A 23,516-nucleotide genomic window follows, 5' to 3' on the forward strand; every position below is an offset into this window, starting at 1 on the left:
AGACATGAATCAATCGTTGAATGTCTGGCTGCCGCGGGCCGCCAGACGCGGCCGGCCAGGCCGCATGCGGGCATGCTAGCCGGACCGGGAAAACCATATTCTCGCCGTTATTTGAAGCGGAGCCAAAACCGGGCTACTGCGTGGACAGGCTGAGCTGGGCGCGCGGACTCCATTCCTGGTCGTCGGAGTCCAGTTTTGGAGCCCCCAGAAACAGGCGTTCAAGCGGCAACTGCTGCTGGGCAAGGTAGTCGCGCACGGCCACGGCGCGGGCCAGCGCCAGTTCGCGCATGGCGTCGTCGGGCACGGCAATCTGCTCCAGCAGCAGACTGCGCATCTGGTCGGTGGGCAGGTCCTTGGCCATGCCGATGACATTGCGCGGCTTGGCAAAGTCGGCGCGACTGTACAGCGCCTTGGTCAAGGCCGGCACTTCGGAGGCGGGCAACTCGGTCACGGACTCTGCCGATTTGCCGTCGCGCAGCACCTGGCGGCGTTTCTGGGCGAGCAGCAGGCGATCGAGCTCCGCCTGCTTCCAGGCCTCTTTGTCCTGCGCCTCGCGCGCCTCGCCGATCACGGTGAGCTTGAGGGCCGGGCGATCCTTGAGGGAAGCAACCACCTTGTCCAGGCTCTCGCGGGCCTTGCCGTCGATCTGGGCACGCCCCGGCGCGAAGGCCACTACGCCCGATTCGCTGCCGCCCCCAAAAGCGCCCGACAGCAGCGAGAAAGGCGAGGTGATGGCCTTCATGATCAGGTTGCCAATGATCTTGAAGATGACCGGCGCCAGCCTGAATTGCGGGTCGTTGAGCGAGCCGCTGACCGGCAGGTCCAGGTCGATGACTCCGTTGCGGTCAGCCAACAGCGCCACCGCCAGGCGCACGGGCAGCGAGGAGGGCGCGCCTTCGACGGCTTCGCCGAAAGTGAGCTGATGCAGCACCAGCTTGTTGCGCGCCGTGAGTTGGCCATCGGGCTCGATCTTGTAGTTGACGTCCATGCTGAGCTTGCCGCGCTCGATCCCGTGGCCCGCGTACTTGATGGAGTACGGCGACAGCGGGGGCAGTTCCAGGTCGCGCATCTGGGCACGTATGTCCAGGGCCAGCGGCTTGGCCAGCGGATTGACCTGGCCGGTGATCTCCAGCGAAGCCGTGCCCTGGGCGCGGCCGCGCAGTTCCACATCCGCCAGTTGCGGCGCCTGCTGGCTGGCAGGCTGCTCGGACGAGAAGGCGCTCAGGCGGCCCGCCAGCTCGCTGAGGTCGGCCGAGTAGTTGGGCTGGATGAAGTAGTCGGAGAACTGGACCCTGCCGCCCGTCAGCACAATCGGCCCGATCTTGATGACGGGCGCAGGCCCGGAGGCAGCCTGCGGCGGCGCCGGTTCGGCGGAAGCCGCCGTGCCATCCGCAGCCGGCGTGGCGTTCTGCTCCAGGGACTGCTGGGACTTCGCCGATTTGACGATGTCCTGCAGGTTGATGCGCCCGTTGCGCTGCACGATGACGCGCGCAAAGAAGTCGCTGAGCGCCGTCTCGCGCACGCTCAGGCGCAGCGGCTGGGCAGGCTGCATCTGCAGGTCCAGGCCGCGCACGGCCAGCGTCTTCCAGGCCACGAGTTCATCGCGCAGGCCGAGTCCCAAGGCAACCGACTGGGCCTTGGCCCGGTCGGCCGTGGACTCGCTGAGCACGGCAGCCACGGCACCTGCCGCCGTGCGTGGCACGCCCTGCCCTGCGGCCTCGCCCGCCGCTTGCACGGGAGAGGCCAGCGCGGAGCGCATGCGCAGATCCACGAGCTCGACATCCCCCTGCACCGCCAGCTCGGGGCCGGCCGGTTGGCTGACAAAGCGCAGTTGTCCGAGGAAATTTCCGTCGGCACGCACCAACTCCACATTGAGCATGTCGGCAAAGTAGGGCTCCAGCGCATGCAGCGGCAGGCTGCGCGCCTGCAATTTGCCCTGGAGCGACAGCGGCGCCAGCCCCAGGTCCCCCCGCAGGCTCAGCGAGCCCGCCTGGACGCGCCGGCCCGAGCCGACCTGGGCGGACAGCTCCAGCGGCGTGGGCGCGGATTTGGCGGCCAGCGGCTCGATGGCGCCCATGCGAAGGCGCAGTGAACCCAGGTCCAGCGACACGGTGCGCGCCGAATCCGCGTTGCGCACGGGCGCTTCGTCACGCAGCGCAATGGCGCCGCCATCGACCTCCACCGCCTGCAGCTTCAGGCCCCAGGGCCGGGACTTGTCCTTGCCGGCGTCCTGCGATGCGGACGCCGATGAGGCGAGCGGCAGCCATTGCTCGTACATCCACCGGCCCTGGGCATCGCGCAACACGGCCAGCTGCGGCTTTTGCAGTGCCAGGCGGCCAACGGAGACCTGCTGGCTGGCCAGATTGACCTGCACCTGCTCCAGCTGCAGGTGCGCGATATCGACGGGCGCGGCCTTGTCCTTGAGGCTCAACTGCTCCACGCCCAGCCCGGCCACCTGAACCACCATGGCGGAACCGTTCCAGCCCAGGCCGGCGTCGGTGCTCAACAGACCCGTCAGCTCGGGTTTGAGATGGGCAGACAGGTACGGTGCTGCCAGTTGCAGCGGCAATTGCCGCGCGGAGATGGCCAGTTGGCCCTGCTTGTCGGTCAAGGCGCCGCGCAGCTGCAACTCGGCAGGTTTCGCCCCCTCCCCCGCCGATTCGGGCTGCACCTGCATGCTGGCAGCAAGCTGCAGCGGTTGCTCCAGGGGCCAGCGGATATCGCGCACCTGCAACGACAGCTCGCGCGCCTGCAGCGCAGCGCCCGACTTTCCAGCGTCGGGAGCGGCATCGCGCCAGTGCACCGTGGCATTGGCAACGGACAGCCTGTCCAGGCTGACCTTCCACGGCTGGGGCGCGTCGGAGGCAGGCTTTTGCGCTGCCGGCCTGGCATCCGGGGAGGAAGCACCCCCCATCGCCGTCCAATTGATGCGGCCTTGCGCATCGCGGGCCGCAAAAATCTCGGGAGCGCTCCACTGCACGGACTCCAGCTCCGCAACCGATTGCAGCGGCTGCACGTTCTTGAGCACGGCGGCCAGGCGCTCGAAGCGCAGCAGGGGGGCACCGTCGCGGTCGTGCAGCTCGGCGCCGGACAGGCTGACCTCCCCGGTGATGCGGACCACGGCCTGCTCGGCCTGCTCAAAGGAGATGTGCAGGTTGGCATCCAGCACACCGGAACGCGGCTTGACAGGCGCGGTGACGGGCACATAGCCCAAATAAGGTGTCAGGTCCACGCCCTGCCAGTTCAGATCGACAGCGGTCTGGCGCTGCTCGGTGAAGGGCGTGCTCTGGGCGCTGGATTCAAACCGGCTGCCGTTGAGCGCAAAGGACAGGTGCGGGAGCACCTTGATCTCGCGCTTGGACTCCAGGTTGCTGATGAAGGGCAGGCGCAGCTGCAACTGCTCGAGCATGTGCTGGCGCTGCTGGACCTCGTCCTGCAATTCCACGCGGCCGTCGCGCAGCGCAATGTTGTACAGCGCAAAGCCCACGGGCCTGGAGGGCGGCGTGTCGCCGGGTTCGGCCAGCCTGGCCAGCACATCGTCCACATCGAAATGCCCCAGGCTCTGCTGGGTCAGGCGCAGCACCGGCGCATCGACCTCGATGGCATCCAGCACCGGCGCCAGCCGAAACAGAGACTGGATACTGGCATTGACATAGATGCGGTCGATCTGAAGCTGGGGGGACGAAGATGAAGACGGCACGGACTCCAGCGCCGCGCCTTCCGCCTGGCTCCTGGCAATGCTCAGGTCCCGCAGGGTCAGCTCCAGCGACCAGGGCCGGAACTCCACTGCACCCACACGGACCTGACGGCCCAGCTTGGCCGATGCCTGCTTTTCCAGTTGACTCTTGGCCACAACGGGCACCAGCGCCCACAGCAGCAGCCACAGCAAAAGGAACGCCACAAGGGCGATGGCCAGCCTGCGCAGCCAGCGGTGCTTGAAGAGAGATTGCATGGGGCTCTGGTAACTAGTACAGCCCTCATCCTGGGACACAGGACAGGGCAACGGCTGCATTGCACCAGAAATTGGGGCGGCAGCAACGGCTGGGCCCGCACCACGGCACATTTCTTGACGTTGCGGCCATCCTTGAACGACAAAGCCCGGAAGCCGTGAACCGGCTTCCGGGCTTTACGGCGGGCACAAGTCCCGACCGTTTTCCGCAGTCAAGGAGAGGATGGTCCTTGCTGCTTGGAAGCAAGAGATTGCTTCCAGGAAGGCCGCGGAAGAAGACTTGAACCACGGTGTCCGCACTATCGAACACCACTTTTACCTGTCTTCCACCTTGGCGAGACGACTGCAGGAGCAGTCGCCTCCAATATAGAAGGACGCAGGGTCGGCCTGCCAGTGCTTTTGCATTTCATTGCAATTTCATGACGCACTCTGAAAACGGCGGAAGCGGCGTACATCGGTAGCACGCCACCCGCTCTTCAAGACCTCAAAACTGTGTTTGCATCCATGGTTTGTTATTATTCATTGATCTAAAAAGTTGATTTCATAGTGTTGACCGTGTATTTGGTGAACTCCTAGAATCCGCCAGCGCTCGAATAGAGCGTTTTTTGTTTCTGCTGCCTCACGACTGAGCAGATCCCGCAGGCCTACAACGCAATGGCGCACCAAGCGCCAGCCTCCCGGATCCGCAGCACCCAATCCAGGGTGTCAGCCTCACCGGCCTTCGCTTCGGCGAAGGCCGTTTCGGGTTGATGCCCCTAGAAAGGAAAAAGCTATGCCAGCGTCAGGAAAATTTTTCGCCGCCGCGCGAACGTTCGCCATCGATGTGGCCAACGGTTTTCTTGCCATCATCCACAACAGCTTCGCCCTGCTGGGCCTTGCTGTGGCCTTCATGGCCATCACCTTGTTCGCCCGTCCTGACCTGCGCGATGCCGGAGAGAGCCAGCTGCGCTCCTGGCTGACCGCTCGCCAGATGGCCGAGCTGGGTGTTCCCGTCGAACTCGCTGCCAGCGATCGGGCGACGGCGACCAACCCCAAGAACCTGCCCAAGGAGCAGGCAGCCGTGGCCTTCTGGCTCAGCAAGAAGTACCGCGTGGCGCCTGAGCCGATCGCGGCACTGGTCAGCGAGGCCTATGACCTGGGCAAGGTCAACCGCCTGGACCCGACGCTGATCCTGGCCATCATGGCCATCGAATCCAGCTTCAACCCGTTTGCGCAAAGCGCTGTCGGCGCGCAGGGCCTGATGCAGGTGATGACCACGGTGCATACCGACAAGTATGAGAACTTCGGTGGCCAGAATGCTGCCTTCGACCCGGTCAGCAATCTGCGCGTGGGCGTGCGCGTGCTCAAGGAATGCATCGAGCGCGCCGGCTCCATCGAAGGAGGCCTGCGCTACTACGTGGGCGCGGCCAACCTGCCCACCGATGGTGGCTACGCCGCCAAGGTGCTGGCCGAGCACCAGCGCCTGCGCATGGCCGCCGGCCTGCGTGCCGTGCCTTTGATGACCGCCAAGGTAGATCAGCCCCGGCAGGCTGTACAGGTTGCCTCCACCAAGCCGGCCACCCCCGTGGCCGAGGCCTCGGGCCCGGCAGCAGCGGCTGCGCCTGCAGCCGTGCCGGTCAGCTCGAGCAACACCTCTGCCCGCTCCGAGCAGGTGGCCCTTCAGTCCCAGGAGCCGGCGCTGTAGCCTGACTTCCCGGCATAGTGAATGCACAGCTGGCCAAGGCCAGCTTTTTTCATGCCCGATCCAACTGCAGATGGCCCACGCAAACGCCTTCTGCAACGCCCCTGCCAGGTCTTCGGCGCCACCGGCTCAGCTACACTAGCGGGGTACGCAACTGGCGATAGGCGCAGCCGCTTCACGCACCGCTGCCGCTGACGTGGAAACCAGCAGAAGGCCCGAGAAGGACCACCTTCTGTGAACCACCGGGGAGCGTACCGCCCAGCCTCCATGCGCACGCGGGATCTGGAGTGTTCCGCCGTTCGCCTGGGCAGCCCTTGGCCTCAAGGGAATTTCAAGTTCACAGGACTGCCATGTTTCAACGCACCAATACCGTCGAGAAGGTCGACGCCGAAGTCTTTGCCGCCATCCAGGCCGAGAACCTGCGTCAACAAGAACATATCGAGCTGATCGCCAGCGAGAACTATTGCTCGCCTGCCGTCATGGAAGCCCAGGGCTCCCAGCTCACCAACAAGTACGCCGAAGGCTATCCGGGCAAGCGCTACTACGGTGGCTGCGAGAACGTCGATGTGGTCGAGCAGCTCGCCATCGACCGCGTCAAGAAGCTGTTCGGCGCCGAAGCCGCCAACGTGCAGCCCAACTCCGGCTCCCAGGCCAACCAGGCCGTGCTGATGGCCTTTGCCAAGCCCGGCGACACCATCATGGGCATGAGCCTGGCCGAAGGCGGTCACCTGACGCACGGCATGCCGCTGAACATGTCGGGCAAGTGGTTCAACGTGGTCTCCTACGGCCTGAATGCCGAAGAAGCCATCGACTACGACAAGATGGAAGCGCTGGCGCGCGAGCACAAGCCCCGCATCATCGTGGCCGGCGCATCGGCCTACGCCCTGGCCATCGACTTCGAGCGCTTCGCCAAGATCGCAAAGGAAGTCGGCGCCATCTTCTGGGTGGACATGGCCCACTACGCCGGTCTGATCGCCGCAGGCGTGTACCCCAACCCCGTGCCCCACGCCGACGTGGTCACCACCACCACGCACAAGAGCCTGCGCGGCCCGCGCGGCGGCGTGATCCTGATGAAGGCCGAGCACGAGAAGGCCATCAACAGCGCCATCTTCCCCGGCCTGCAAGGCGGCCCGCTGATGCATGTCATTGCCGGCAAGGCCGTGGCCTTCAAGGAAGCGCTGTCGCCCGAGTTCAAGACCTACCAGGAACAGGTCGTGAAGAACGCCAAGGTTGTCGCGGAAACGCTGACGGCACGCGGTCTGCGCATCGTCTCCGGCCGCACGGAAAGCCACGTCATGCTGGTGGACCTGCGCGCCAAGGGCATCACCGGCAAGGCGGCCGAAGCCGCGCTGGGTGCCGCCCACATGACGATCAACAAGAACTCCATCCCCAACGATCCCGAGAAGCCGATGGTGACCAGCGGCATCCGCGTGGGCACGCCCGCCATGACCACGCGCGGCTTCAAGGAAGAGGAAGCCCGCCTGACAGCCAACCTGCTGGCCGACGTGCTGGAGAACCCCGCCGACGAAGCCAACCTGGCCCGCGTGCGCGCCCAGGTGGCCGAGCTGACGGCCCGCTTCCCGGTCTACGGCGCCTGAGTTGCACGCATAGAGGCCTGCCATGAAGTGCCCGTTCTGCAGCCATCCGGACACCCAGGTCGTGGAGACCCGTGAGGCCGAGGATGGGGGCTTCATCCGCCGCCGCCGCCAGTGCGGCGGCTGCGACAAGCGCTTCACCACCTATGAGCGGCCCGAGGTCAGCTTTCCCGCCATCGTCAAGAAGGACGGGCGGCGCATCGAGTACGAGCGCGCCAAGCTGCTGGGCTCGTTCAAGATCGCGCTGCGCAAGCGCCCCGTGAGCACAGAGCAGATCGATGCCGCCATCGAGCGCATCGAGGAGCGGCTGCGCAACCTGGGCGAGCGCGAAGTGCTCTCCAGCCGCCTGGGCGAGATGGTGATGCGCGAGCTCAAGCTGCTCGACAAGGTCGGCTACATCCGCTACGCCAGCGTCTACCGCAGTTTCGAGGATGTGGACGATTTCAAGAACGTCATGGATGAGGTGCGCAATCCCGGCTGATCAGGCCGGCAGGACGCAAGAAAGCCGCCCTTGGGCGGCTTTTTCTTTGGTGGCCTGGCAGTGCTTTCAGGGTGCGGCGGCAGGGATGGGAGCCAGGCCCGAATCCACGTCACCGCACTGTGCGCGGTGGCGCAGCGCATGGTCCATCACCACCAGGGCCAGCAGCGCCTCGGCGATGGGCGCTGCGCGGATGCCGACGCAGGGGTCGTGGCGACCCTTGGTGATGACCTCGGTGCTCTGGCCCTGCACGTCGATGGATTCGCGCGGCGTGATGATGGAACTGGTGGGCTTGATGCCTATGCGCACTTCCAGGTCCTGGCCCGTGCTGATGCCGCCGACGATGCCACCGGCGTTGTTGCTGCGAAAGCCTTCGGGACTCAGCGAGTCACCGTGCGTGGTGCCGCGCTGGACCACGCTGTCGAAACCGGCACCGATCTCCACGGCCTTGACAGCGTTCAGGCCCATCATGGCGTAGGCGACGTCGGCATCGAGGCGGTCATACAGCGGCTGGCCCAGGCCCACCGGCATGCCGCTGGCCTGCACGCGCAGCGCCGCGCCGCAGGAGTCGCCCGACTTGCGCAGCGCATCCATGTATTCCTCGTATTGGGACACATCGGCCACCGGCGCAAAGAAGGGGTTGTTGCGCACATGCTCCCAGCTCTCGAAGGGCAGCGACAGCTCGCCCACCTGGGTCATGCAGGCGCGGAACTCGGTGCCGAACTTTTCCTTGAGCCACTTCCTGGCCACGGCACCAGCGGCCACCGTGGGGGCCGTCAGCCGTGCCGAGGAACGGCCGCCGCCGCGCGGATCACGGATGCCGTATTTCTGGAAGTAGGCGTAGTCGGCATGGCCGGGACGAAAGCTCTGCGCAATGTTGGAGTAGTCCTTGCTGCGCTGGTCGGTATTGCGGATCAGCAGCGCGATCGGCGTGCCCGTGGTGCGGCCTTCGTAGACGCCCGAGAGGATTTCCACCGCATCGGGCTCGTTGCGCTGGGTCACGAACTTGCTGGTGCCGGGACGGCGGCGATCCAGTTCTTGCTGGATATCCGCTTCGTTCAGCGCCATGCCGGGCGGACAGCCGTCGATGACGCAGCCTATGGCCGGGCCATGCGATTCGCCGAAGTTGGTGACAGTGAATAGGGTGCCGAAGGTGTTGCCGCTCATAGGCCGACGATTATGCCCGGGTAGCCCGCAAGCGCCGTGCCCGCGGCGGCGGTGCATTGCGCAGGCAGCCATCGCCTGGCGAGAACAAATATAGCTATCGGATTGCAAATATTCATAGTTAAAATTGCAATCCACCCTTTTTCAACCGCCTGCGGATCACCACACAGGCACCAGCCGCAAACTGCGGGAGGTTCGTGAAATGCAGGCCTCTTACGACTCAACGCAAAGCCAGGATCACAGCGACCCTGCGGGCAGCACTTCGCCGGCATCGCCAGGCCTTCAGCACAAGGACGAGGAGCAGGACCTTCGCCCCTCGCTGCTGAATGTGCTGCTGACATCGTCCAGCCCTGGCGATTTCAGAACCCGCAACAGGCTTGCCCAGGCCAAGCAGTACATGCGGGCCCGGCTCGACGACCCCGAGCTCAAGCCCTTGCAGGTGGCCCAGGACATGGGCATGTCGCTGCGCAGCCTGGCGCGGCTGTTTGCCACCGAAGGCCTGACCCCGAGCCGCTGGCTCTGGAACGAACGGCTGGCCCAGGCGCACCTGCTGCTTCGGGCAGACAATGCGCGGCGCGTGACCGATGTGGCGCTGGCCTGCGGCTTCACCAGCTTCTCGCACTTCAGCCGTGTCTTCAGACAGGCCTATGACGTGCCGCCCAGCGCCTTGCTCAAGCCCAAACGCCGCCGCGTGCACTGACAGGTCCTGCAGCCCATCCATTCGCTGTTCACGCGACTGTCTGCTTTGCGCCCTGCGCGCAAAGACAAAGGCCTCCGCCGCATTTTGCGTTCGGAGGCCTTGCTGCTCAAAGTGAAACGGTCGAAAGGTCGAAAGGTCGATATCGCCTCGACGATCAGTCCGCGCCCTGGCGCTCGCCCTCGGGCCAGTCGCGGATGTAGGCCTTGAGCATGCGGTTCTCGAAGTTCTGGCTGTCCACCACGGCCTTGGCCACGTCGTACAGGCTGATCACGCCCATGAGCATGCGCTTGTCCATCACCGGCATGTAGCGTGCGTGGCGGTCCAGCATCATGCGGCGCACCTCGTCCATGTCGGTTTCCATGGTGCAGGTCATGGGAGCGTCGTCCATGGCCGAGCGCACCAGCGTCTCGCCCACCCCGCCGTGCTTGACGAAGCCCTGGATCACTTCGCGGAAGGTCAGCATGCCGACCACGTCGCCATGCTCCATGACCACGAGGGAGCCGATATCGCGCTCCGACATCACCTGCACCGCGCTGGCCAGGCTTTCGTCCGGCGACACCGTGTAGAGGGTGTTGCCCTTGACGCGCAGGATGTCACTTACTTTCATGCCGTATCTCCAAATTTGTCTGTGTCGCCGTGGTTGCGGCAAGCCCGTGTCTGACAGGAAATATAGCCCACAATGCCCGCTTGCCTTGACAACCATGGAGACAGGAATGCCCGGCTACTCGGACCCCGGCTTTGACACCCTGGCGCTGCACGCGGGCGCACAGCCCGACCCCGCCACCGGAGCGCGCGCGACGCCCATCCACCTCACGACCTCGTTCGTGTTCGAGTCCAGCGACCATGCGGCCTCGCTGTTCAACCTGGAGCGCCCAGGGCACGTCTACAGCCGCATCTCCAATCCCACGAATGCTGTGCTGGAGCAGCGCGTCTCGGCCCTGGAAGGCGGCGTGGGTGCCATCGCCGTGGCCAGCGGCCAGGCGGCGCTGCACCTGTCGGTGGCCACGCTCATGGGCGCGGGCAGCCACATCGTGGCCAGCACGGCGCTGTACGGCGGCTCGCAGAACCTGCTGCACTACACGCTGGCGCGCTTCGGCATAGAGACCACCTTCGTCAAGCCCGGCGACATCGACGGCTGGCGCGCCGCGGTGCGCCCCAACACCAAGCTGTTCTTCGGCGAGACGGTGGGCAACCCGGGCCTGGATGTGCTCGACATTCCCACCATCAGCGCCATCGCACATGAGGCCGGCGTGCCGCTGCTGGTGGACTCCACGCTGACCTCGCCCTGGCTGATGAAGCCGCTGGAGCATGGCGCGGACATCGTCTACCACTCGGCCACCAAGTTCCTGTCGGGCCACGGCACCGTGGTCGGCGGCATCGTGGTGGATGGCGGCAGCTTCGACTGGGAAAAGTCGGGGCGCTTCCCGGAGCTGACCGAGCCCTACGACGGCTTCCACAACATGGTGTTCAGCGAGGAAAGCAGCACCGGCGCCTTCCTGCTGCGCGCGCGGCGCGAAGGCCTGCGCGACTTCGGCGCCTGCATGAGCCCGCACACGGCCTGGCTGATCCTGCAGGGCATAGAGACGCTGCCGCTGCGCATGGAGCGCCACATCCGCAATACCGAGAAGGTGGTGCAATTCCTGGCCAGCCATCCGCTGGTGGGCCGCGTGGGCCACCCGCTGCTGGAGACCCATCCCTCGCACCAACTGGCAAAGAAGCTGCTGCCGCGCGGCGCGGGCTCGGTGTTCAGTTTCGACATCAAGGGCAACCGCAACCAGGGGCGCAAGTTCATCGAGACGCTCAAGGTCTTCAGCCACCTGGCCAACGTGGGCGACTGCCGCAGCCTGGTGATCCATCCGGCCAGCACCACGCATTTCCGCATGAGCGACGAAGCACTGGCCCAGGCCGGCATCGGCCAGGGCACGATACGCCTGTCCATCGGACTGGAGGATGCCGACGACCTGATCGATGACCTCAAGCGCGCCCTCAAGGCCGCTGAAAAGGCAGCGTGAGCCGACAAGGGAGACACCAACAATGAAGATCGATGTTCAGGGCCACGCCATCTACGCCTATACCGGCGGCAAGGCCTTCAACCCCGCCCAGCCCACGGCCATCCTCATCCACGGCGTGCTGTGCGACCACAGCGTCTGGGCCCTGCAAAGCCGCTACCTGGCCAACCACGGCTGGAACGTGCTGGCCATAGACCTGCCCGGCCACTGCCGCAGCGCGGGTGACGCGCCCGCCAGCGTGGAGGCAGCGGCGGATTTCATCGGCCAGCTCATGGATGCGGCAGGCATCGGAAAGGCCGCGCTGGTCGGCCACAGCTGGGGCAGCCTGATCGCCATGGAAGCGGCCGCGCGTCTGGGCGCGCGCGTCAGCCACCTGGTGCTGGTGGGCACGGCCTATCCGATGAAGGTCTCGCCCGCCCTGCTGGACTCCGCACTGAGCACGCCAGAGCAGGCCATCCGCATGGTGAACGTGTTCTCGCGCGCCACGCTGGCGCCACCCAGCGGCGCAGGCAGCTGGGTATTCGGCGCCGGCATGGCGCTGGGCCGGCGCGTGCTGGCCAGCAATGACCGCACCAACCTGCTGCACGCCGGCTTCAAGGCCTGCGACAGCTATGCGGGCGGCGAGGCGGCCATGGCGGCGCTGCAATGTCCGGTCCTGTTCGCCCTGGGCGAGCAGGACCAGATGACGCCGCCCAAGGCCGCCAAGGGCCTGATCGAGGCGGCCCGGGGCGCGCAGCGCCAGGTCAGCATCGTGCACCTGCCCAGCGGCCACAACCAGATGACCGAGGCGCCCGACCAGACGCTGTTCGCCATCCGGGATTTCCTGGCGCGCTGAGCCCGGCCGGGTCCTGCCCGCAGGGCCCGGACGCACTTACGCGCCGCGCGCGGGGAAGATGCTCTTTTTCACGAGCGCGTGCACGCCCCAGTTGCCATCCACCACCTGGGTGATGCCGAAGTCCACGGCAATCGACATCAGCGAGATGGCCTCGTCCTCTCCCAGCCCCTGGGTGGTCATGAGGAAGTGGCGCATCTTGTGATAGGCGTCGCGCAGCGCCAGGTCCACGGAAGACTTCTTGAAGATCTGGTTTTGCGCATCTGGCCCCAGCTCCGCCAGGTAGTTGGCGTAGCTGAAGCCGTGCAGCAGCCATTCGTCCTGGGTTTCGAGCAGCGGATAGGCCAGTTCGGCCAGCGGCGTTCCAGGCAGGTCCGCCTTCTTGTGCAGGACCAGCTGGAAGGTGCCGGTCAGCGAGCACTCGATGGCCGTGCCGCACAGCTCGGAGTCCCCCTGCGAGGCATGCGGATCGCCCACGGTGAAGTTGGCCCCTGGCACGGCCACGGGGAAATACATGGTCGCCCCCTTGCCGATGCGCCAGTTGTCGATGTTGCCGCCCGTGTGGTTGGGTGGAATGGAGCTGGCCATCTCCACCTCGGCCGGCGCCACGCCGATGGTGCCGAAGTGCGGGCGCACGGGAACGCGGATATTGCGCAGCACGTTTTCGTTCTTGCTGATCGTGCGGTGGTCCACGGGCACGCCCGGATAGTCGATGGTCGGGTGGACCACGCCGAAGGGGTCGGTCTGTGGCGTCCAGCGGTAGTTGTAGACGGCGCGGGCCCAGTTGCGCTCGCCGGTCGCATCCACCTCGTAGATGGTGACCACCTCGCGCTTTCGGGGCTCGGTGAGCGTGTCGCCATAGTGAAAGCCCCAGTTCGCCGCCGCATTGCTGCCGAAGGTCCGGCCCTTGAACTGCGGATTGCCCGAGGGGCGTGGCACCACATCAATGATGCGCACTTCCAGCACATCGCCGGGCTGGGCGCCCTTGATGCGTACCGGCCCCGTGCAGATGTGCACGCCCTGGCCTCCGCCTGCGCCGTTCTTGGCGTCCATGGGCCCGGCGCCCCGGCGATCGACGTTCTTGCGCTGGCTGTCCCAGTGGAACACGCTCTCGGCGCCAGGGTCGCCTCGGACCATGCGTTCGGCATCGTCATTGGCATGGTGGGTCAGCGTCTCCATGGTCACGTAGTCACCCGATTCGACTTCGACCACCGGCTTGGCCGATCTGCTGAAGTAGCCCCAGAGCACGGTGCTGGCAGAGGCGGGAATGTAGTAGTGGCTGGCCATGCCCTGGCCGGCCCGGGCGCCAGGCGCGCCCTGGGCAAAGGCCCGGGACGGTGCCATCGCGCCGCTGATGGCGCCGGCCGAGACCGCGCCGCCACCGACCACCATGGCGTCGCGCAGGAAGGAACGGCGTGCAACCTGGAATTCCTCGCGGATCAGCTTCTCGTCGGCTGGCGAAGCACCGTGCTGGCAGCCCGGGCCGCAGATATGTTCTTGGTGGGGGATGGTCATCGAAAATACTCCTGCTGTTGTGGATCGGTGCCGGCAGCGCCAGTGTCCAGGCGAGCATGTCCAGGCCGGTTGTTCCTGCGCGCACAAAAACTTGTCGCGGCTGCCATCCGGTGCGCCGGGCTTGGACAGGCAGTACGCGGCAGTTCATAGTTCGCCCCTGATGCACGACGATCCAAGACGCTTTTCCACCCATGCATTTCCCGATGCCTTGCGGCAGGCTGCGCTCAATGAGGCGCTGTCCAGGGCAGACATCCATGGCGAAGCGCCCACGCCACCGGCCACCCACCTGGCGCTGCGCAGCTCGCCACTGGGATCGGTGTTCATCACGCTGGCCACCTCGCCGCTGACGCTGCGGGCCGTGGCCAAGCGGCTGCGCGGCCCGGGACTGCTGCTGTGCGCCTTGCTGCAAGGCAGCGCCAATGCGGTGATCGAGGACGCCGCGTTCCCGCTCAAGGCCGGCTCCGCGCTGCTGCTGGAGTCAGACCGGGACTGGCAGCTGCAGTTGCTCGGCGACGGCCGCCTGCTGCTTGCGCGGCTGGAGTCCTCGAGCTTTTTGTTGCGCCTGCTGCGCTCGTGCCCGCCCGAGGCCAGGCACATCGGCGGGACAGGCGGTGTGGGGGCCATGTGCATGGCAATGGCGGCCTCACTGGCAGAGCAGATCGACACACTGGCACAGGACGATCTGCTGTCGGTGGAGGCCACGCTCACCGACATGCTGGTCACCTGCCTGACACCGCGCGCCGGCAACCCCGACCAGGAGCAGGCCGAGGCGACCGAGCCGCCCAGCGCCGTGCAGCTTGGCCATCTGCGCCGCATCTGCCGCGCCATCGAAACCCGGCTGGGCGATGCCGAGCTGTCCATCGATGCCATCGCCGAAGCCGAGGGGCTGTCCACGCGCTATCTGCAAAAGCTGTTCAAGGGAGCGGCCACCAGCTTCAGCACCTACCTGCGCGAACGCCGGCTGGAGCGCTGCCGCATGGACCTGAGCAACCGCTCGCTGCAGCATTTCTCCATTGCCGAGCTGTGCTTTCGCTGGGGCTTTGGCGATGCCGCCAACTTCAGCCGCGCCTTCACGGCCCGCTATGGCCTGTCCCCCAAGGCCTATCGCGCCAGTCCGGCGCGCGTGCAGGATGCGCCGCCCGGCCAGCGCGGACGCCCCTCGCCCGCCGAGAGCGCTGCGCAGGGTGCAGAACCGGCCGCAGCGCGCCTGGCACACAGCCCGTTCCAGGCCCTGCTGCGCGACCATGCACGCTACGCCCAGGCGCTGGCCCTTGTGCCCAAGCGCTCGGCGCACGCAGACAATGGCGGTGCGTCGCCTCAGCACTACTACCTTCCGGTCTCCGACAAGACCGTGCACTGGGGCTACCTGAGCCGCTCACTCAAGCCCGTGCTTTCGGTGCGCTCGGGTGACGTGGTGACCATGGAGACGCTGACCCAGCATGCCTCGGACGACTGGGAACGCATGATCGAGGGCGATCCCGGCGCCGAAAGCGTGTTCCACTGGACCGCAGCCCAGAAGGCCGTGGACCGGCGCGGCGCGGGCCCGATGGATGCCTCGATCTACGGCCGCGGCGCGGGCGAGGGCTTCGGCGTGCACATCTGCACCGGCCCCGTCTATGTGCATGAGGCCGAACCCGGCGACCTGCTGGAGATACGCATCCTCGACGTGCAGCCACGCCCCAGCTGCAGCCCCGCCCACCACGGCCGTGTCTTCGGCAGCAACGCCGCCGCCTGGTGGGGCTTTCACTACCGCGACCAGATCACGGAGCCCCGCCAGCGCGAAGTGGTCACCATCTACGAAATCGACCACGCACTGCCCGAGGAGCCCACGGCCCGCGCTGTCTACAACTACCGCTGGACGCCGCAGACCGACCCCTTCGGCGTGGTCCATCCGACCATCGACTACCCGGGCGTGCCCGTGGACCCCGCCAGCATCACCCGGCGCTTTGGTGTGCTGGACAAGGCACGCGTGCCGCTGCGTCCGCATTTCGGCATGCTGGCCGTGGCACCGCGAGAGGCCGGCCTGATCGACTCCATACCGCCGAGCTACTTCGGCGGCAACCTGGACAACTGGCGCGCCGGCAAGGGCGCGACGCTCTTCCTGCCCGTATCGGTGCCAGGCGCGCTGTTTTCGGTGGGAGACCCGCATGCATCCCAAGGCGACTCGGAACTGTGCGGCACGGCCATCGAATGTTCGCTGACCGGCAGCTTCGAGCTGCGGGTGCACAAGCGCGCCGCGCTGGACAACCGCTTCCTTGCAGAGCTGGACCACCCTTTCCTGGAGACCGGCTCCGAATGGGTGATACAGGGCTTCAGCTTCACCGACCACCTGGCCGAACTGGGCAGCCAGGCGCAGTCCCAGGTCTATCGCAAGTCATCGCTGGAAGGCGCCATGCGTGACGCCTTCCACAAGGCAAGGCGCTATCTGATGCTGGCCCACGGGCTGGACGAGGACGAAGCCGTATCGCTGATCTCCGTGGCCGTGGACTTCGCCGTGACGCAGGTGGTCGACGGCAACTGGGGCGTGCACGCCGTGATCAAGAAGGCGCTGTTTCCGCCGGAACTCTCGGCGTCCGCCCAGGCGGGCCAATGAAGCCCACCCGGGATCAGACCCGTGCCAGGAAACGCGCGATGCGCTGGGCGATGCGCTCGGGCTGCTCGCGGTGGGGAACGTGGCCGCCACCGGCCACGATCTCCACCTCCACCGGGCCGCTGGCGCGGTCGCGGATGCGCTCGGGGTGGACCAGGGAGCCGAACTCGTCGAGCTCTCCATGGATGGCCAGCACCGGACAGCGCACGCGCTCCAGCGCCTCATCCAGCCGGTAGTCGGCAAAAGGCGGGGACAGCCAGGTATCGACCCAGGCAGACAGCACCCAGGCCGCCTTGTCGCCGTGGTATTTCTCCAGGCGCGCCAGCTGGCCGGGCCGGGCGAAATCCTGTTGGGCCGCGCGAATGCCCTGCAAGGTGCGATCTTCCACAAAGGCCTGGGCGGACTCCGTGATCACCGCCTTGCACTGCGCGCCATATCGGGCCGCCACCATGGCGGCCATGCCGCCGCCCACGCTGTGGCCCAGCACAATGAAATCCTCAAGGCCCAGCCCCTGGTGCACGGCCGGGAACACGGTCTCTGCCTCCCGGGCCACAAAGCCCGGCCCCAGCGTGCCCGGATAGGGATCGGACTGGCCAAAGCCCAGCCGGTCATAGGCCAGCACATCGCGGCGCGTGGCCTCGGCCAATTGCTGCGGGAAATCGCGCCACAGCGCCACCGAGCCCAGCGAGTCGTGCAGCAGCACGATGGGCGCGCGCGCCGGGCCTTGTTCGCCTTCGCCGGCCGCCGGCGCCTGCCAGCGCCTGACGTAGATGCTGCCCTGCGGCGTGGGAATGCGGATTTCGTTCAAGGATGCGGGGATGTCGGTCATGCACGAGGAAGGCATCGAAAAAAACTCCATGCCGGTCGGCGCCGGCCCGGCAGACATCATGCGCCTGCATGCCGCCAGAGGGCGACACCGTGGCGACGCGCGGGGCGAAATGCGGCAGCTTTTGTCTCTCTCGGGGCAGCTTTTGCGAACCCGGGCGCGCGGGTTCCTACGATGGTGAAAGGCCAGGCAGCGGCGTATAAGTTGAAGCCACCCCATGCACGCGAAGGCCTGCCATGTCACACGCTTCCGCTCCCCTGCCCGGCGCCGCACAGGCTGCCGTGGACCCGCGCCAGTTCAAGAGCTTTGCCGAGTTCTATCCGTTCTACCTTCAGGAACACAGCAACCGTACCTGCCGGCGCCTGCACTTCGTCGGCTCCACGCTGGCGCTGCTGTGCCTGTTCGCGCTGTTCCTGACCGGCAATTTCTGGTTCCTGCTCGGCGGCCTGCTGTTCGGCTACGGCTTTGCCTGGATAGGGCACTTCGGCTTCGAGAAAAACCGGCCCGCCAGCTTCAAGCGCCCGCTGTACAGCTTTCGCGGCGACTGGGTGATGTGGCGCGACATCCTCACCGGACGCATTGCGCTCTAAAGCGCCGCGCCGGGCACTACGGCCGGGGCCGGCTCTCCAGCAGGCTGGCCAGCGTCATGCCCGCCAGGCCCGTGCGCTCCCACAGCGGCTGCACGGCCGCGGAAGGGGCCAGCAGCAGGCGTTCGACCAGGGGCGCCAAGGGCGTGTGTTGCGGGTCCACCAGCAGCATGTAGCGTGGCTCGGTGCCCTCGCTGCCCGCCGCGACGCCTGGCGCCTGCACCGTTCCCACCCAGTCGAGCACAGACAGCGCCTGCAGCACCGGATCGATCTGCTGCCAGTCCACATGCAGGCGGCGTGCCAGATCGCTGGCATACAGGCCCTTGGCGGGCGACTCGCGCTCCTGCTCCAGGTACTGCAGGATTTCCACGGCCATCTCGAACTGCCAGCCCTGCTGTCCGGGCATGCGCTGCACGCCGGCCATGACGATGGGCAGATACGCGGTGACCACGGCGCCCAGCAGCACGATGATCCAGGCCATGTAGATCCAGATCAGCAGGATCGGCAAGGTGGCAAAGGTGCCGTAGATGACCGAGTAGGTAGGCACCGAGGCCAGGTACAGGCCCAGCGCCTTCTTGGCCAGCTCCATGCAGGTGGCCACGAACAGGCCGCCCACCCAGGCATGGCGCCAGCGCACCGCCGTGTTGGGCACGTAGTGGTACAGGCCCGCCATGCCAGCGGCCAGCGCCAGGTACTCGATGGAATCGAAGATGAAGCGCAACCCCTCGGGCAGCGCATTGACCAGCCCGCGCGAGGCCGACATCACATAGGACGACAGCACCAGGCTCAGGCCCAGCACCAGCGGGCCCAGCGTGATCGCGGCCCAGTAGATCAGCACGCGCTGGCCCAGCGGCCGCAGCTGGCGCACGCGCCAGATGTTGTTGAGCGTGCGGTCTATGGTGAGGATCAGCGCGACCGCCGTGATCACCAGAATGGAAAAACCGGCCATGCCCAGCTGGCTGGCCTTGGAGGCGAACTGCGTCAGATAGCCCAGCACCTGGCGTGCAATGGTCTCGGGGATCAGGCTGTCGATCAGCCAGCGCTCCAGCACGATCTGCACGCGCGAGAAGATGGGAAACGCCGTGAACAGCGCCAGCGCTACCGTGAAGAACGGCACCAGGGCCAGCACCGTGGTGAAGGTCAGGCTGCTGGCGGTGACGCCCAGCCGGTCCTCGCGAAAGCGTTCGCGCAGCGTGTGCGCGGTATTGCGCCAGGGAAAGCAGCGCAGGCGTTCGCGCCAGGATGGGGGCACCACCGGCTCGGGCCGCTCCATCAGCGAAAGGCTGCGCTCCTGCTCGGGCGCGGGCAGTGCAACGGCACCGTCCTCCAGGCCACCGGCAGGCTCCTGCCCGAGGCCGCCGCTCATCGCCATATCTCCGCTGCAACGCGCGTGCCTGAAACGGGAACGCGCGTGACCATCCAAGCAATCACATGTTCAAAGGACAAGACCATGGCCGATATGATGCCACCCCGATGACTGATTCCATTTCTCGCCCCGGCGCCGATGTCGCCGCCACCCGCTGGCTGGCGGTCTCCAGCCTCATGGGCCTGATCGTGCTGAGCCTGGCCTGGGAACTGTGGCTGGCGCCCATGCGGCCAGGGGGCTCCTGGCTGGTGCTCAAGGCCCTGCCGCTGGCGATTCCGCTGATCGGCCTGCTCAAGCACCGCATGTATACCTACCGCTGGGTCAGCCTGCTGGTGTGGATCTATTTCACCGAGGGCGTCGTGCGCGCCTGGAGCGACCCGGCGCCCGGCCGCTGGCTGGCGCTGCTCGAAGTTTTCCTGTGCCTGATGCTGTTCACCGCCTGCGCCCTGCATGTGCGCTGGCGCCAGCGCAGCGCGCGCCGCGCGGCCCAGGCGGCCGGCGGCTGAGTCCCCGTTTTCATGCCTTCACGTCTTTGAAAGAAGTTGCAACATGACTGCACTGCTTGAACGCCTGCGCCAGATCGTCGGCGAAGCCCATGTCCTCACCGAGGGCGACCTCGTCGCCTATGAACAGGACTGGCGCCGCCGCGTGCGCGGCAAGTCCCTGGCCGTGGTGCGCCCGGCCAGCACGGCCGAGGTGGCTGCCGTGGTGCGCGAATGCGCGGCCGCAGGCACCAGCATCATTCCCCAGGGCGGCAACACCGGCCTGTCGGTCGGATCCACGCCGGACGACAGCGGCACGCAGGTCGTGCTCAGCCTCACGCGCCTGAATGCCGTGCGCAACATCGACCGCGACAACCTGAGCTTCACCGTCGAGGCCGGCTGCATCCTGCAAAGCCTGCAGGAGCTTGCCGAGAAAGAGGGCCTGCTGTTCCCGCTGTCGCTGGCCGCCGAAGGCAGCTGCACGATTGGCGGCAACCTGGGCACGAACGCGGGCGGCACCCAGGTGGTGCGCTACGGCAACACGCGCGAGCTGTGCCTGGGCCTGGAAGTGGTCACCCCGCAGGGCGAGATCTGGGACGGCCTCAAGGGCCTGCGCAAGGACAACACCGGCTACGACCTGCGCGACCTGTTCATCGGCAGCGAAGGCACGCTGGGCATCATCACCGCCGCCACCATGAAGCTGTTCCCCCAGCCTGCGGCCCAGCTCACGGCCTTTGCAGCGGTGCCCTCCATGGAAGCGGCCGTGCGCCTGCTGGGCATGGCGCACCAGTACCTGGGTGCGGGGCTGACGGGCTTCGAGGTCATGGGCCAGTTCGCGCTGTCCCTGGTGATCAAGCACATGCCCCAGCTGCGCGTGCCCTTTGCGGGCCTGGACGGCGCGCCGCCCTATTACGTGCTGGTCGAGAACTCGGACAGCGAGTCCGAGCAGCATGCGCGCGAGCGTTTCGAGGCGCTGCTGGAGCTGGCCTTCGAGGACGGCTGCGTGCTCGACGCCGTGGTGGCCGAAAGCCTGTCGCAGGCCCATGAGCTGTGGCACATCCGCGAAAGCATTCCGCTGGCCCAGGCCGAGGAAGGCCTGAACATCAAGCACGACATCTCCATTGCGGCATCGCGCATTCCCGCCTTCGTCGAACACACCGATGCGGTGCTGCAGCGCGAGATCCCGGGTGTGCGCCTGGTCAACTTCGGCCACCTGGGCGACGGCAACCTGCACTACAACGTGCAGGCACCCGTGGGCGGCGACGCCAAGGCCTTCCTCAACGAGCGAGAGCACCTGGTCAACCACCTCGTCTATGAAGCCGTGGCCGAATTCGGCGGCTCGTTCTCGGCCGAGCACGGCGTGGGCGCGCTCAAGGTGGACAAGCTGGAAAAGTACCAGTCGCCCGTAGCCCTGGGCATGATGCGCGCCATCAAGCAGGCATTGGATCCTCAAGGCCTGATGAATCCCGGCTGCATCCTGGCGCGCGCCTGATCCGGCAGCGCCGGCTTATCAAGAAGGGGCAGGGCCGCGTGGCGGCGCTGCCCGTTCTTGCATCCAAACGCGGTCAGGTGCGGCCAAACTCGGCCAAGTGCGGCCCGGTGCGGCCAGGCGCAGATCAGGAAGCGGGCTTGTTGCTCTCGACCACGGCAAAGGACTTCTGCACCTGGCTGGGCCAGGCGATGTCGGCACCGGCCGCGTCGGAGAAGTCGGTCTGCTTGCCATCGGTCAGCAGCCACACACGCAGTGCGTTGCGCGCGGGGTCGATCACGATGGCGCCCATCTCCTCGCCGCCCTGGTGGGGGCGCAGGCCGACGATGCTCCACACATCGCCTTCCTTGGTCAGCGGGCCCACGGTGCGCATATTGCTCAGCAGGGTCGGGTAGCTGGTGCCCAGCAGCGCCTTGAGCCGGTCGGCCAGCACGCCCTGCTCCAGATAGTTGGTGCCGTCATAGGGGTACTTGCCCAGGTACTCGGCCAGGCTGTCCAGGCCGGGCTCGCCCGCCTTGGCGGTGGACGGCAGGCGCGTGCGCTCGGGAAAGTTCAGCGTCAATGCGGGCGCGGGCGCGGCCACATCGAGTGCCACGGACTGCACGGCCTTGGGAGTGGGAACGGTGGGAGAGCGCGGATCACAGGCTGTCAGCGCCAGCATGGCGGCACCCAGTGCGATTCCGGCCTGCCAGGGGGAGAGCATGGAAGACATGCGCAAGCTCCTTGTCAAAGCGGATGCGAAAAAACCATGGCGCCGGTATGAAAGCCCAGGCAAGACACCGGCGCCCGTCGGCAGCCATTTTCGCACCGGGGGTTGCAAACCTTGTTTCAAGGGGCATGGATACCGTCGGACAAGGCGCCGTATTCATCAAGGGATAATCCCCGCCATGAACATGACTGCCGCGCCCCGCCCTGCCCGCTCACAGTACGAAGATTTCATGCGCCATGTCTACGAACATGGCGTGTCCAAGACCGACCGTACCGGAACGGGTACGCGCAGCGTGTTCGGGCACCAGATGCGCTTCGATCTGTCCGAAGGCTTTCCGCTGGTCACCACCAAGAAGGTGCACCTCAAATCCATCATCCTGGAACTGCTGTGGTTCCTGCGCGGCGACAGCAACGTGCGCTGGCTGCAGGAGCGCGGCTGCACCATCTGGAACGAATGGGCACGCGAGGACGGCGACCTGGGCCCGGTCTACGGCGTGCAATGGCGCAGCTGGCCCACGCCGGACGGCGGCCACATCGACCAGATCGCCGAAGTGGTCAAGCAGCTCAAGAGCAACCCGGACAGCCGCCGCATCATCGTCAGCGCCTGGAACGTGGCCGACCTGCCGCAGATGGCGCTCATGCCCTGCCACGCCTTCTTCCAGTTCTATGTGGCCGACGGCAAGCTCAGTTGCCAGCTGTACCAGCGCAGCGCGGACATCTTCCTGGGTGTTCCCTTCAACATCGCTAGCTACGCGCTGCTGACCCACATGCTGGCCCAGCAATGCGACCTGCAGGTGGGCGACTTCGTCTGGACCGGCGGCGACTGCCATATCTACAACAACCATTTCGCCCAGGTCGAGACCCAGCTGGCGCGCCAGCCCTTCGCCTACCCGACGCTGCAGATCAAGCGCCGGCCCGACTCCATCTTCGGCTACGAGTACGAGGACTTCGAGGTCGTCGGCTACCAGCACCACGAGCCCATCAAGGCCCCCGTGGCCGTCTGAGGCTGCAGAAAGACCCGCCCGATGGCCATCCATCTCATCTACGCACGCGCCGCCAACGGCGTCATCGGCAAGGACAATGCCATGCCCTGGCACCTGCCCGAGGACCTGGCGCACTTCAAGCAATTGACCCAGGGCTCTGCCGTGGTCATGGGCCGCAAGACCTGGGACTCGCTGCCGGCCCGCTTCAGGCCGCTGCCCGGGCGCACCAACATCGTCGTCACGCGCCAGGCGGACTGGGCGCCCGAGCCGGCCGCCCCCGGCGTGCTGCATGCCACCAGCCTGGAGCAGGCCATGGAACTGGGCCGCCAGGCATCGGCCGACGTCTGGGTCATGGGCGGTGCCCAGATCTACGCCCAGGCCCTGCCGCTGGCCGACAGCATCGAGGTGACCGAGATAGAGCGCGACTACGAAGGCGATGCCTTCGCCCCCACGCTCGGCCCCGAGTGGCAGGAAGCGTCACGCAGCCGCCATGTGGCCGCCAACGGGCTGCCCTACAGCTTTGTGCGCCTGCAACGACGCTGACATACCCCTGTCGCACACG

19 protein-coding genes and 1 riboswitch are annotated in these 23,516 nt (G+C 66.5%); of the genes, 12 read left to right on the forward strand and 7 right to left on the reverse strand.

What is annotated here, in order from left to right; genetic code table 11:
- Window positions 1-133: 133 nt before the first annotated feature.
- Window positions 134-3,952 carry a DUF748 domain-containing protein gene (locus tag ACUTR7_RS12000; protein ID WP_445608913.1) on the reverse strand — a complete coding sequence of 1,273 codons (3,819 nt, stop codon included), beginning with the start codon at window positions 3,950-3,952 and terminating at the stop codon, window positions 134-136.
- A gap of 769 nt (window positions 3,953-4,721) precedes the next feature.
- On the opposite strand from ACUTR7_RS12000, the gene ACUTR7_RS12005 reads away from it, so the two are divergent.
- The 3 genes from ACUTR7_RS12005 to nrdR all read left to right on the forward strand — a co-directional run bounded on the left by ACUTR7_RS12005 (window position 4,722) and on the right by nrdR (window position 7,706).
- Window positions 4,722-5,633: a lytic transglycosylase domain-containing protein gene (locus ACUTR7_RS12005; protein WP_012206753.1), complete on the forward strand. Its 912-nt coding sequence runs from the start codon at window positions 4,722-4,724 to the stop codon at window positions 5,631-5,633.
- Between the two features lie 137 nt (window positions 5,634-5,770).
- Window positions 5,771-5,946, forward strand: a riboswitch (ZMP/ZTP riboswitch).
- A gap of 34 nt (window positions 5,947-5,980) precedes the next feature.
- Window positions 5,981-7,228, forward strand: coding sequence for a serine hydroxymethyltransferase (glyA, locus tag ACUTR7_RS12010; protein ID WP_012206754.1), 1,248 nt, complete (start codon window positions 5,981-5,983; stop codon window positions 7,226-7,228).
- Window positions 7,229-7,250: 22 nt separating this feature from the next.
- A complete protein-coding gene (nrdR, locus tag ACUTR7_RS12015) occupies window positions 7,251-7,706 on the forward strand; it encodes a transcriptional regulator NrdR (protein ID WP_012206755.1) in 456 nt (151 codons plus the stop codon).
- Between the two features lie 66 nt (window positions 7,707-7,772).
- Here nrdR and aroC read toward each other — a convergent pair whose 3' ends face one another.
- On the reverse strand, window positions 7,773-8,870 hold the full coding sequence (gene aroC, locus ACUTR7_RS12020; RefSeq protein ID WP_013801440.1) for a chorismate synthase: 1,098 nt from the start codon (window positions 8,868-8,870) through the stop codon (window positions 7,773-7,775).
- A 199-nt stretch (window positions 8,871-9,069) separates the two neighbouring features.
- Between aroC and ACUTR7_RS12025 the strand changes: the two genes are divergently transcribed.
- Window positions 9,070-9,567: a helix-turn-helix domain-containing protein gene (locus tag ACUTR7_RS12025; protein ID WP_445608914.1), complete on the forward strand. Its 498-nt coding sequence runs from the start codon at window positions 9,070-9,072 to the stop codon at window positions 9,565-9,567.
- Window positions 9,568-9,721: 154 nt separating this feature from the next.
- On the opposite strand, the gene ACUTR7_RS12030 is transcribed toward ACUTR7_RS12025, so the two are convergent.
- Complete coding sequence (locus tag ACUTR7_RS12030; RefSeq protein ID WP_012206758.1) at window positions 9,722-10,174, reverse strand: CBS domain-containing protein; 453 nt, start codon at window positions 10,172-10,174, stop codon at window positions 9,722-9,724.
- Between the two features lie 106 nt (window positions 10,175-10,280).
- On the opposite strand from ACUTR7_RS12030, the gene ACUTR7_RS12035 reads away from it, so the two are divergent.
- Together ACUTR7_RS12035 and ACUTR7_RS12040 are read left to right on the forward strand one after the other, a co-directional pair.
- Window positions 10,281-11,579: an O-acetylhomoserine aminocarboxypropyltransferase gene (locus ACUTR7_RS12035; RefSeq protein ID WP_012206759.1), complete on the forward strand. Its 1,299-nt coding sequence runs from the start codon at window positions 10,281-10,283 to the stop codon at window positions 11,577-11,579.
- Window positions 11,580-11,601: 22 nt separating this feature from the next.
- The gene (locus ACUTR7_RS12040; protein WP_445608915.1) at window positions 11,602-12,411 is read left to right on the forward strand and encodes an alpha/beta fold hydrolase; all 810 of its coding nucleotides are present in this window, start codon (window positions 11,602-11,604) and stop codon (window positions 12,409-12,411) included.
- A 36-nt stretch (window positions 12,412-12,447) separates the two neighbouring features.
- Here ACUTR7_RS12040 and ACUTR7_RS12045 read toward each other — a convergent pair whose 3' ends face one another.
- Window positions 12,448-13,923 (reverse strand): acetamidase/formamidase family protein, encoded by a 1,476-nt coding sequence (locus ACUTR7_RS12045; protein WP_013801436.1) that lies wholly within the window; start codon window positions 13,921-13,923, stop codon window positions 12,448-12,450.
- Between the two features lie 160 nt (window positions 13,924-14,083).
- On the opposite strand from ACUTR7_RS12045, the gene ACUTR7_RS12050 reads away from it, so the two are divergent.
- Entirely contained in the window at window positions 14,084-16,516 is a 2,433-nt protein-coding gene (locus tag ACUTR7_RS12050; RefSeq protein ID WP_445608916.1) for an acetamidase/formamidase family protein, read from the forward strand.
- Window positions 16,517-16,529: 13 nt separating this feature from the next.
- Here ACUTR7_RS12050 and ACUTR7_RS12055 read toward each other — a convergent pair whose 3' ends face one another.
- Window positions 16,530-17,357: an alpha/beta fold hydrolase gene (locus tag ACUTR7_RS12055; protein ID WP_013801434.1), complete on the reverse strand. Its 828-nt coding sequence runs from the start codon at window positions 17,355-17,357 to the stop codon at window positions 16,530-16,532.
- Window positions 17,358-17,575: 218 nt separating this feature from the next.
- Here ACUTR7_RS12055 and ACUTR7_RS12060 point away from each other — a divergent pair, with 218 nt between their 5' ends.
- On the forward strand, window positions 17,576-17,929 hold the full coding sequence (locus tag ACUTR7_RS12060) for a DUF962 domain-containing protein (protein WP_012206764.1): 354 nt from the start codon (window positions 17,576-17,578) through the stop codon (window positions 17,927-17,929).
- A 16-nt stretch (window positions 17,930-17,945) separates the two neighbouring features.
- On the opposite strand, the gene ACUTR7_RS12065 is transcribed toward ACUTR7_RS12060, so the two are convergent.
- Window positions 17,946-19,292 (reverse strand): YihY family inner membrane protein, encoded by a 1,347-nt coding sequence (locus tag ACUTR7_RS12065; RefSeq protein ID WP_012206765.1) that lies wholly within the window; start codon window positions 19,290-19,292, stop codon window positions 17,946-17,948.
- Window positions 19,293-19,399: 107 nt separating this feature from the next.
- Here ACUTR7_RS12065 and ACUTR7_RS12070 point away from each other — a divergent pair, with 107 nt between their 5' ends.
- Entirely contained in the window at window positions 19,400-19,798 is a 399-nt protein-coding gene (locus ACUTR7_RS12070; RefSeq protein WP_016451330.1) for a DUF2069 domain-containing protein, read from the forward strand.
- A 43-nt stretch (window positions 19,799-19,841) separates the two neighbouring features.
- Entirely contained in the window at window positions 19,842-21,266 is a 1,425-nt protein-coding gene (locus ACUTR7_RS12075) for an FAD-binding oxidoreductase (protein WP_099733097.1), read from the forward strand.
- A gap of 124 nt (window positions 21,267-21,390) precedes the next feature.
- On the opposite strand, the gene ACUTR7_RS12080 is transcribed toward ACUTR7_RS12075, so the two are convergent.
- Complete coding sequence (locus ACUTR7_RS12080) at window positions 21,391-21,975, reverse strand: hypothetical protein (protein WP_043819045.1); 585 nt, start codon at window positions 21,973-21,975, stop codon at window positions 21,391-21,393.
- A 175-nt stretch (window positions 21,976-22,150) separates the two neighbouring features.
- Between ACUTR7_RS12080 and ACUTR7_RS12085 the strand changes: the two genes are divergently transcribed.
- Together ACUTR7_RS12085 and ACUTR7_RS12090 are read left to right on the forward strand one after the other, a co-directional pair.
- Window positions 22,151-22,975 carry a thymidylate synthase gene (locus tag ACUTR7_RS12085; RefSeq protein WP_097201670.1) on the forward strand — a complete coding sequence of 275 codons (825 nt, stop codon included), beginning with the start codon at window positions 22,151-22,153 and terminating at the stop codon, window positions 22,973-22,975.
- 21 nt (window positions 22,976-22,996) lie between these two features.
- On the forward strand, window positions 22,997-23,497 hold the full coding sequence (locus ACUTR7_RS12090) for a dihydrofolate reductase (RefSeq protein WP_013801429.1): 501 nt from the start codon (window positions 22,997-22,999) through the stop codon (window positions 23,495-23,497).
- Window positions 23,498-23,516: the final 19 nt, after the last annotated feature.

This window comes from Delftia sp. NA_296.1 (assembly GCF_052692095.1).